An 8687-nucleotide genomic window follows, 5' to 3' on the forward strand; every position below is an offset into this window, starting at 1 on the left:
CTGGATGCGAGAGGCCCGGCGCGCGGGTGAGCGGCCGGGCCCGGTATGCCTGGATCCGCGACGGCCCGATGACGGTGCCGCCGCGAAGCCCCGTTGGATCAGGCCGCGGCGGCGGCCTCGACGAAGCCGCGGGCCTGCGAGACCCACGAGTCGCGGTCGATGCGGCCGTTGAGCTTCAGGTCGGCATCGACCTTGGCGACGTCCTCGGGGGTCATCGCGGCGAGCTGCCAGTAGTGGTAGATGCCGGCGTCGTTGAGCTTCTGCACGATCTGCGGGCCGGCGCCGTTGAGCTTGGTCAGGTCGTCCGGCGCGCCGCGCGGGGCGGCGAGCAGCTCGAAGTGCTCGGTCGACTCGGCGAGCATCGCCACGTCGGCCGGGTCGAGGGCGTCGGACTCGACCGTGACGGCCGCGTCGTCGTTCGCCGGCAGCTCCTCGGCCATCGGCTCCTCGGAGGCGCCGATATCCATGCCCGACGAGCCCTGGGCCCGCGAGATGCCGTCGATGGCGGCCTTGGCGATCAGGTCGCAGTACAGCGCGATCGCGCGGCCGGCGTCGTCGTTGGCCGGGACGATGTAGCTGATGCCGTCCGGGTTGCAGTTGGTGTCGACGATGGCGGCCACCGGGATGCCGAGGCGGTTCGCCTCCTTGATCGCCAGCTGCTCCTTGTTGGTGTCGATCACGAACAGCAGGTCCGGCACGCCGCCCATGTCCTTGATGCCGCCGAGCGCCTTCTCAAGCTTCTCCTTCTCACGGGAGAGCATCAGGCGCTCCTTCTTGGTCAGGCCCGGGCCGCCAGTCTCCAGCGTCTCGGTGACCTTGCGCAGGCGCGAGATCGAGCCCGAGATGGTCTTCCAGTTGGTGAGCATGCCGCCCAGCCAGCGGGAGTTGACGTAGTACTGGGCCGAGCGCTTGGCCGCCTCGGCGATCGTGTCGGCCGCCTGGCGCTTGGTGCCGACGAACAGCACGCGGCCGCCCTTGGCGACGGTGTCGCTAACCGCCTGCAGCGCCTGGTGCAGCGCCGGCACGGTCTGGGCGAGGTCGATGATGTGGATGTTGTTGCGGGTGCCGAAGATGTACGGCTGCATCTTCGGGTTCCAGCGGTGGGACTGGTGACCGAAATGGGCGCCCGCCTCGAGGAGCTGACGCATAGAGAAATCGACGGCCATGGCTCTTGTGCTCTCCGGTTATATCCGCCGCGGAGGGATGCGGTCGGCCGAGAGTTCGGACGACCACCGGAAACGCCTCATTCAGGCATGAGGCCGGCTCCGCGTGTGGGATGGGCGGGCGCTTAGCAGAGGGCGGGTCCGAAGGCAAGAAGCGGCGGGGCGGCGCGGGCCAGCCCTCAATCCCAGCCTGTGTTCAGACCGCTTGCAACACGCGGGCTCGCCTCGCGAGAGTTCGAACCATGGCGGCGGTCGCATTCGACGCCCTGAAATTCGCCCGGACGCTCCGGGAGAAGGCCAAGCTCTCCCCGGAACAGGCGGAAGGCTTGACCGATGCCATGGCGGAAGCGTTGCAGGGCGATCTCGTCACGAAGGCGGATCTGCGCGCCGAGCTCGCGGATACGCGGTCCGAAATCGTGCGCTGGGTGGCGGGCCTGATCGGCTTCCAGACACTCGCTGTGATCGGCGCGGTCGTCGCCCTCGCCCGGGCGCCGCACTGACAGGCGCGCAGCCCGGATCACCCGCCCGCGAACACCGCCGCCACGTCGTCGGCCGTCATCACCCGGTACGCCCCCGCCGGCAGGTCCGCCGGCAGAGCGAGACCGCCGACCCGGTCCCGGTGCAGCGCCGCGACGTGGTTGCCGACGGCGGCGAACATCCGGCGGACCTGGTGGTAGCGGCCCTCCGTCAGCGTCACCGCGCAGCGCGTGGCATCCTCGACGTCGAGCCGCACCGGCAGGAGCGGGCGCTCCTCGCCCTCCAGCACGAGCGTCCCCGCGGCGAACACCTCCGCCTCGCGGCCGGTCAGCGGCCGGTCGAGGGTCACGCGGTAGCGCTTCGCCACCCGGGCCTTCGGGCTGATGATCCGGTGCAGGAGCGCCCCGTCGTCGGTCAGCAGCAGCAGGCCCGACGTCTCCTTGTCGAGGCGCCCCACCGTGGAGAGCGGCGGGTCGCGGCGGCGCCAGCGCTCGGGGAGCAGCCCGTAGACCAACGGACCCGCCTCCTTGTGCGAGCAGGTGACGCCCAGCGGCTTGTGCAGCATCAGGCACAGGCCGGGGAGCGGGTCCAGGGCCTCGCCGTCGATCGTGAGGCGCTCCGGCAGGTCCGGCGCGAGGGCGATCCGGTCGCCGGCCTCCGCGAGCTCCGCGCCGTCGAGGCGGATCGCGCCGGCGCGGGCGAGCGCCTGGATCTCGCGGCGCGAGCCGTAGCCGAGATTGGCGAGGAGCTTGTCCAGGCGGACGGATCGCGCCGCGCTCATGGAAGCGGCGCGCTCACCGGCGGGCCTCGTAGACCCGGTAGCCGTTCGCCTGGACGGCCACCGCGACGTGCCGGAACGCCTCGCGCAGGCTCGCCTCGTAGGGCAGGTGCGCGTTGGCCACGAGCCACAGCGCCCCCCCGGGGCGCAGGGCCTCGGCGGCCCGCGCGATGAACGCCCGGCCGAGCGCCTGATCCTCGCTCCCGCCCTCGTGGAACGGCGGGTTCGTGACGACGAAATCGAGGTGATCCGGCACGGCGCCGGACGCCCGGATATCCGCCCAGAGAATCGTCGCCCGCGGGTCGGCGACGTTGCGGCGCGCCATCTCGACGGCGCGCCGGTCGATCTCCAGCAGGGTCAGGGCGGTGACGGCCTCGGAGCCCAGGACGGCCCGCGAGAGGATCCCGAGCCCGCAGCCAAAATCGGCGCCGCGACCCTTGAGGGCCGGGAGGTTCGCGAGCAGCAGCGCCGTGCCCGGATCGAGCCGGTCCCACGAGAAGATGCCGGGCTGCGTGCAGAGGGCGAGGTTGTCGACGTGGCGCGGGCCGCCCTCGTCGATCGCCTCGGCGAGGCCGGCCGGCGCCGTCGGCCGCTCCGCCGTGCAGATCCTGTGGTGCCGGCGCGGCTGGTCCGCGGCCGCGCAGCCGAAGGTCGTCAGCTCCTTGGCGAGGCGTGCGCCGCCGCGATCCTTGGGCGCCAGGGCGACCATGCGGCCGCCCGGCCCGAGGGCGCGCAGCACCTGGGCCAGCACGTAGCGCCGCTCGACCGTCCCGGGCGGCGCCAGCACGGTGGCCGAGTCGAGGCTGTTCTCGGACAGATCCTCGAGCCGCGCGGCGCCGGGGATCAACGGGGAGAGCTGGACGGCGTCGCCCGGGACCTCGGCGAGGTCCACCGGCGGCAGGCCGTAGACGGCGTGGCGCATAGACGATTCGGGATTTGGAGTGCCGAAACCGGAACGCGAATCCGCGGCGGAGCGGGGTAAACCCGCGCCCGACTCGATTCATCCGGGGGAACACCGCGTTTATACCGGAACCGGCCGCGAAGCCCAGCCTCCCGCGCGGCCCGGCGCGTCAGCCCCGCGGAAATTCCAGGCCCATCTCGCGGTAGCGGGCCGGGTCGTCGGCCCAGTTCTCCCGCACCTTCACGTGCAGGAACAGGTGGACCTTGGCGTCGGCCGCCTCGGCGATCTCGATCCGGGCCGCCTGCCCGATCGACCGGATGGTCTGGCCGCCCTTGCCGAGCACGATCGAGCGCTGGCTCTCCCGCTCGACGAAGATCGTCTGCTCGATCCGCACCGAGCCGTCGGGCCGGATCTGCCACTGGTCGGTCTCCACCGTGGAGCGGTAGGGCAGCTCCTCGTGCAGCCGGTCGTAGATCTTCTCCCGGGTGATCTCGGCGGCGAGCATGCGCAGGGGCGCGTCCGAGACCTGATCCTCCGGATACAGCCACGGGCCCGCCGGCATGCGGGCGGCCAGCGCCCGGCGCAGGTCGGCGACGCCGTCGCCGTTGAGCGCCGAGATCATGAAGGTCTCGGCGAAGGGCGCGGCGGCGTTGAGCTTGGCGGCGAGATCGAGCAGCCGCTCGCGCGGGATCAGGTCGATCTTGTTGAGGATCAGCAGCTTCTCGCGCTTCACCTCGCCGAGCCGGCCGAGCACCGCCTCGACCTCCGCGTCGACACCCTTGCGCGCGTCGACCAGCAGGCAGACGGCGTCGGCGTCGGCGGCGCCGCTCCAGGCCGAGTGGACCATCGCGCGGTCGAGGCGGCGCTTGGGCGCGAAGATGCCGGGGGTGTCGACCAGCACGACCTGGGCCGAGCCCTCGATGAGGATGCCCCGCACCAGGGCCCGGGTCGTCTGCACCTTGCGGGAGACGATCGAGACCTTGGTGCCGACGAGGTTGTTGAGCAGGGTCGACTTGCCGGCATTCGGCACGCCGATCAGCGCGACGAAGCCGGCCCGGGCGTCGGCGGGCGTGCCGGGAAGGGTGGACGGGTCGCGCGCGGGGTCCCGGGCCGGCGCGATGCCGGGCCCGTCCTGCGCGTCGTGATCGTCCTGCTCGTGCGCGCTCATGCTGTCTCCGTCGGTTCCGCGTCCGCGGAGGCCCCGATTCCCTCCCGCTCCATCAGCGCCCGCGCGGCGGCCTGCTCGGCGATCCGCTTCGACGTGCCGTCGCCGAGACCGGGCTCCAGGCCCTCGACCTGCACGGCGATGCGGAACCGGGGCGCGTGGTCGGGACCGGTGCGCTCCACCACCTCATAGGTGGGGATCGGCAGGCTGCGGCCCATGGCCCATTCCTGCAGGGCGGATTTGGCGTCGCGGCCCCGCGCCGCCGCGGTCGGCTCGCCGGGATGGAAATGCGCCTCGACCACCGCCCGGGCGGCGTCGAACCCGGCATCGAGGTAGATCGCACCCAGGATCGCCTCGCAGACGTCGGCCAGGATCGTCTGGTTGCGCCGGCCGCCGCCCATGACCTCGCCCTGGCCGAGGATCAGGTGCGGGCCGACCTCCCAGGAGGCGGCCACGGCCGCGCAGGTCTCGCGCCGGACCAGGGCGGCCAGGCGCCGGGAGAGGTCGCCCTCGTCGGCCTCCGGGAAGGCGCCGTAGAGGCGGTCGGCGACCGCGAGCCCGAGCACGCGGTCGCCGAGGAATTCCAGGCGCTGGTAGCTGCCGCCCCGGCCGCTCGCCTTGCTGGTGTGGGTCAGCGCGCGGGTGAGCAGGTCCTGATCGCCGAAGCTGTGGCCGATCCGCTCCTCGAGCGCGGTCAGGGGCGGGCGCGGCTTGTGGGCCCGCCGGGATCGGGCGTTGGCCCGGGGCTGCGCGGCGTCGTCCAAGTCCGGGCCGGTCAATGGATCGTCGTGAACAGGCGCGACCAGCGCACGTGGGCCGGCCAGTTCCAGACCTGCCAGGCCGGCGTACCCTCGTCGATCGAGAAGAAGATCATCTCGGCGCGCCCGACCAGGTTGGCGAAGGGCACGTAGCCGACATTGGCGAGATCGCGCGAATCGGTGGAGTTGTCGCGGTTGTCGCCCATCATGAAAAAGTGACCGGGCGGGACCGTGTACAGCTCGGTCTTGTCCCAGAAGCCGTTGTCGCCGTCGCGCTCGATCACCCGGTGGACCACGCCGTTGGGCAGGGTCTCCAGGTACTGGGGCACCTTGGTCGGCTGGCCGTAGGGATCGGTGGTCTCGTAGTCGGCGATCCGCTCGCGCTTGACCGCCTTGCCGTTGATGTTGAGCACGCCGTCGATCATCTGGATCTTGTCGCCCGGCAGGCCGATCACGCGCTTGATGTAGTCGGTCGAATTGTCCTTGGGCAGCTTGAACACCGCGATGTCGCCGCGCTTCGGGTCCGCGCCCCAGATCCGGCCGTCGGCCTGGATCGGGATGTACTCCGAGAGCGGCAGCGAGTACTTGGAATAGCCGTAAGAATATTTTGACACGAACAGGTAGTCGCCGATCAGCAGGGTCGGCACCAGCGAGCCGGACGGGATATTGAACGGCTGGAACAGCAGGGTCCGCACCACGAGGGCGATCAGCAGCGCCTGGATGCCGACCTTCAGCGTCTCGCGGATGCTGGCCCAGGTGCCGGTGTCGGCAGGTTTCCTGAGCGGCTTGCCGTCGTAATCCACGCGCGCGTTCCGTCTTCGATTGAGGTGCGACGCCCGCGATCCGCGGGGCGCGGCCCCGCCGCGCGCGGCCTGATGTGCGGTTGTCCCGAGGAATGCGCCGCAATCGTGTCCGCCGTGTCCGGCGGTCTAGACCATGCGCGAGCCCCCCGCAACGCGCGACCGGCGCTGGCTAATCCGCGACGGCGGCCTCAACCGGCGACAGGGACCGGCAAGGCCTCGATGATCACGAAGGCTTGCGCCATCGGCGGATCGTCCGTGAGGCTCACGTGGAGCCGCGCCGCGTGCCCCGCCGGCAGGAGTTCCGCGAGCCGCTCGGCCGCGCCGCCCGCGAGCCGCAGGGTCGGCTGCCCGGAGGGCAGGTTCACCACCTCCATGTCGCGCCAGAACACGCCGGCGCTGAGGCCGGTGCCGAGCGCTTTGGCGCAGGCCTCCTTGGCGGCGAAGCGGCGCGCGTAGCCCTCGGCGCGGGCGGCCCGCCGGTCGCAGCGGGCCCGCTCGCCGTCGGTGAAGACCCGGTGGGTGAAGCGCTCGCCGTGCCGCTCCAGGGTCCGGGCGATCCGGCGGATGTCGCAGAGATCCGAGCCGATCCCGACGATCATGGGTGCCGCGCCCGGTCCATGGCGGCCCGCATGTCGCGCACCGCCCGGTCGAGCCCCACGAAGATCGCGTCGGCGATCAGGGAATGGCCGATATTCAGCTCCCGGATCTGCGGCAGCGCCGCCACCGGCCCGACGCTGCCGAGGGTGAGCCCGTGGCCCGCGTGGATCTCGAGGCCGAGGCCGGCCCCGTGCTCCGCCGCGCGCCGGATGCGGGCGAGCTCGTGCGCGGTCCGGGCGTCGTCGTCCTCCAGCGCCGCCTCGCAGTAGCTGCCGGTGTGCAGCTCGACGACGGGCGCCCCGAGGGCGCGGGCGGCGTCCATGACGGCGGGCTCGGGCTCGACGAACAGCGAGACGCGGATGCCGGCCTCCGCGAGGGCGCGGATGCGCGGCGCGAGGTGCGCGCGGCCGCCGACGATGTCGAGGCCGCCCTCGGTGGTGCGCTCCTCGCGCTTCTCCGGGACGAGGCAGGCGGCGTGCGGGCGGGTGTCGAGGGCGATCGCCACCATCTCGTCGGTGGCGGCCATCTCGAAGTTGAGCGGCACGGACAGGCCGCGCTTGAGCGCCGCGATGTCGGTGTCGCGGATGTGGCGCCGGTCCTCGCGGAGATGCGCGGTGATGCCGTCGGCGCCCGCCTCGACGGCGAGCAGGGCCGCCCGCACCGGGTCCGGATAGTCGCCGCCGCGGGCGTTGCGGACGGTCGCGACGTGATCGATGTTGACGCCCAGGCGCAGTTTCTCGGAGGTCATCCGCTCGTTCGTCCCCGTGTCGGCGCGGCGCGACAGGCTCACCGGGGGGTCGGAAGGCGCCGCGCGCCCTCACCCCGTGCCGGCGATATGCGGAGGATCGCGCGCGCCGGCAAGACGGTCGGGGTTCGGGGGCGGGCTCCGGCGGCCGGCCCGCCCGGTCAGGCGAGCCGCAGGCGCGACCGGCTGTCCTTCCGCTCCGGCAGGGTGTCGAGGGCGGTCCTGACGATGGTCGTGGCGTCGAGGCCCGCCTCGGCGTACATCTTCTCCGGGCTGTCGTGGTCCTGGTAGGCGTCCGGCAGCGTCATCGTCCGCACCCGCACCCCGCCCGCGTCCAGAGCGCCCCGCTCCGCCAGCAGGTGCAGCACCATCGCGCCGAACCCGCCCCGCGAGCCCTCCTCGATCGTGATCAGCACCTCGTGCTCGCGCGCGAGCTCCAGGATCAGCGCCTCGTCCAGCGGCTTGGCGAACCGCGCGTCCGCAACCGTCACCGCCACGCCCTGCTCGGCCAGCGTGTCGGCCGCCTTCAAGGCCTCCGACAGGCGCGTGCCGAGCGACAGCAGCGCCACAGGCGCCTCCGTGTCGCGCCGCACCACCCGGCCCTTGCCGATCGCCAGCGCCTCGCCCCGCTCCGGAAGCTCGACGCCCACACCCTCGCCGCGCGGGTAGCGCAGCGCGATCGGGCCCGTGTCGTGCGCGTGGGCGGTCGCCACCATGTGCACCAGCTCGGCCTCGTCGGAGGCCGCCATCACGGTCATGTTCGGCAGGCAGCACAGGTAGGCGAGGTCGAACGCGCCCGCGTGCGTCGCCCCGTCGGCGCCGACCAGGCCCGCCCGGTCCAGGCAGAACCGCACGGGCAGGTTCTGCAGCGCCACGTCGTGCACCACTTGGTCGTAGGCCCGCTGCAGGAAGGTCGAGTAGATCGCCACGAACGGCCGGTAGCCCTCGGTCGCCAGCCCGCCCGCGAACGTCACCGCGTGCTGCTCGGCGATGCCGACGTCGAAGGTCTTGTCCGGGTGCGCCTTGCCGAACAGGTCGATGCCGGTGCCCCCCGGCATCGCCGCGGTGATCGCCACGACCTTGTCGTCGGCGTCGGCCGCCTTGATCAGGCTCTCGCCGAACACCCGCGTGTAGGCCGGCGCGTTCGGCTTGGCCTTGGCCTGCACGCCCGACACCACGTCGAACTTGACCACGCCGTGGTAGCGGTCGGCCGAGGCCTCGGCGGGCGCGTAGCCCTTGCCCTTCTGGGTGACGACGTGGAGCAGGATCGGGCCGTGCTCGGCGTCGCGGACGTTCTTGA

General features: G+C 72.4%; 10 protein-coding genes. 1 reads left to right on the forward strand and 9 read right to left on the reverse strand.

Annotated elements, in window-relative coordinates:
• Positions 1–98: 98 nt before the first annotated feature.
• A complete protein-coding gene (locus tag ACLBYB_RS13365; RefSeq protein ID WP_020092974.1) occupies positions 99–1166 on the reverse strand; it encodes a 30S ribosomal protein S2 in 1068 nt (355 codons plus the stop codon).
• 239 nt (positions 1167–1405) lie between these two features.
• Between ACLBYB_RS13365 and ACLBYB_RS13370 the strand changes: the two genes are divergently transcribed.
• Positions 1406–1663: a hypothetical protein gene (locus tag ACLBYB_RS13370; protein WP_447699053.1), complete on the forward strand. Its 258-nt coding sequence runs from the start codon at positions 1406–1408 to the stop codon at positions 1661–1663.
• A gap of 17 nt (positions 1664–1680) precedes the next feature.
• On the opposite strand, the gene ACLBYB_RS13375 is transcribed toward ACLBYB_RS13370, so the two are convergent.
• The 8 genes from ACLBYB_RS13375 to ACLBYB_RS13410 form a co-directional block, all read right to left on the reverse strand.
• On the reverse strand, positions 1681–2421 hold the full coding sequence (locus ACLBYB_RS13375; RefSeq protein WP_447699054.1) for a pseudouridine synthase: 741 nt from the start codon (positions 2419–2421) through the stop codon (positions 1681–1683).
• 13 nt (positions 2422–2434) lie between these two features.
• The gene (locus ACLBYB_RS13380; protein WP_447699055.1) at positions 2435–3340 is read right to left on the reverse strand and encodes a class I SAM-dependent methyltransferase; all 906 of its coding nucleotides are present in this window, start codon (positions 3338–3340) and stop codon (positions 2435–2437) included.
• A gap of 148 nt (positions 3341–3488) precedes the next feature.
• Positions 3489–4487 carry a GTPase Era gene (gene era, locus ACLBYB_RS13385; RefSeq protein WP_020092970.1) on the reverse strand — a complete coding sequence of 333 codons (999 nt, stop codon included), beginning with the start codon at positions 4485–4487 and terminating at the stop codon, positions 3489–3491.
• Positions 4484–5263 carry a ribonuclease III gene (rnc, locus tag ACLBYB_RS13390; RefSeq protein ID WP_081636475.1) on the reverse strand — a complete coding sequence of 260 codons (780 nt, stop codon included), beginning with the start codon at positions 5261–5263 and terminating at the stop codon, positions 4484–4486. The genes era and rnc overlap by 4 nt, the downstream gene beginning before the upstream one ends.
• Positions 5260–6045, reverse strand: a complete 786-nt coding sequence (gene lepB / locus ACLBYB_RS13395) for a signal peptidase I (RefSeq protein ID WP_020092968.1) — start codon at positions 6043–6045, stop codon at positions 5260–5262. The genes rnc and lepB overlap by 4 nt, the downstream gene beginning before the upstream one ends.
• 188 nt (positions 6046–6233) lie before the next feature.
• The gene (gene acpS, locus ACLBYB_RS13400) at positions 6234–6644 is read right to left on the reverse strand and encodes a holo-ACP synthase (RefSeq protein WP_020092967.1); all 411 of its coding nucleotides are present in this window, start codon (positions 6642–6644) and stop codon (positions 6234–6236) included.
• Positions 6641–7390, reverse strand: a complete 750-nt coding sequence (locus ACLBYB_RS13405; RefSeq protein WP_091978236.1) for a pyridoxine 5'-phosphate synthase — start codon at positions 7388–7390, stop codon at positions 6641–6643. Before ACLBYB_RS13405 ends, acpS begins: the two co-directional genes overlap by 4 nt.
• Before the next feature lie 158 nt (positions 7391–7548).
• Positions 7549–8687: transketolase C-terminal domain-containing protein (locus tag ACLBYB_RS13410; protein ID WP_447699056.1), on the reverse strand; the 1139-nt coding region annotated here is incomplete at its 5' end.

This window comes from Methylobacterium sp. D54C (genome assembly GCF_053345595.1).

Coding starts and splice junctions, on each gene's coding strand:
- era (WP_020092970.1), bottom strand. CDS start 4,487: ATGAGCGCGCACGAGCAGGACGATCACGACGCGCAGGACGGGCCCGGC.
- acpS (WP_020092967.1), bottom strand. CDS start 6,644: ATGATCGTCGGGATCGGCTCGGATCTCTGCGACATCCGCCGGATCGCC.
- ACLBYB_RS13375 (WP_447699054.1), bottom strand. CDS start 2,421: ATGAGCGCGGCGCGATCCGTCCGCCTGGACAAGCTCCTCGCCAATCTC.
- ACLBYB_RS13380 (WP_447699055.1), bottom strand. CDS start 3,340: ATGCGCCACGCCGTCTACGGCCTGCCGCCGGTGGACCTCGCCGAGGTC.
- ACLBYB_RS13405 (WP_091978236.1), bottom strand. CDS start 7,390: ATGACCTCCGAGAAACTGCGCCTGGGCGTCAACATCGATCACGTCGCG.
- ACLBYB_RS13365 (WP_020092974.1), bottom strand. CDS start 1,166: ATGGCCGTCGATTTCTCTATGCGTCAGCTCCTCGAGGCGGGCGCCCAT.
- ACLBYB_RS13370 (WP_447699053.1), top strand. CDS start 1,406: ATGGCGGCGGTCGCATTCGACGCCCTGAAATTCGCCCGGACGCTCCGG.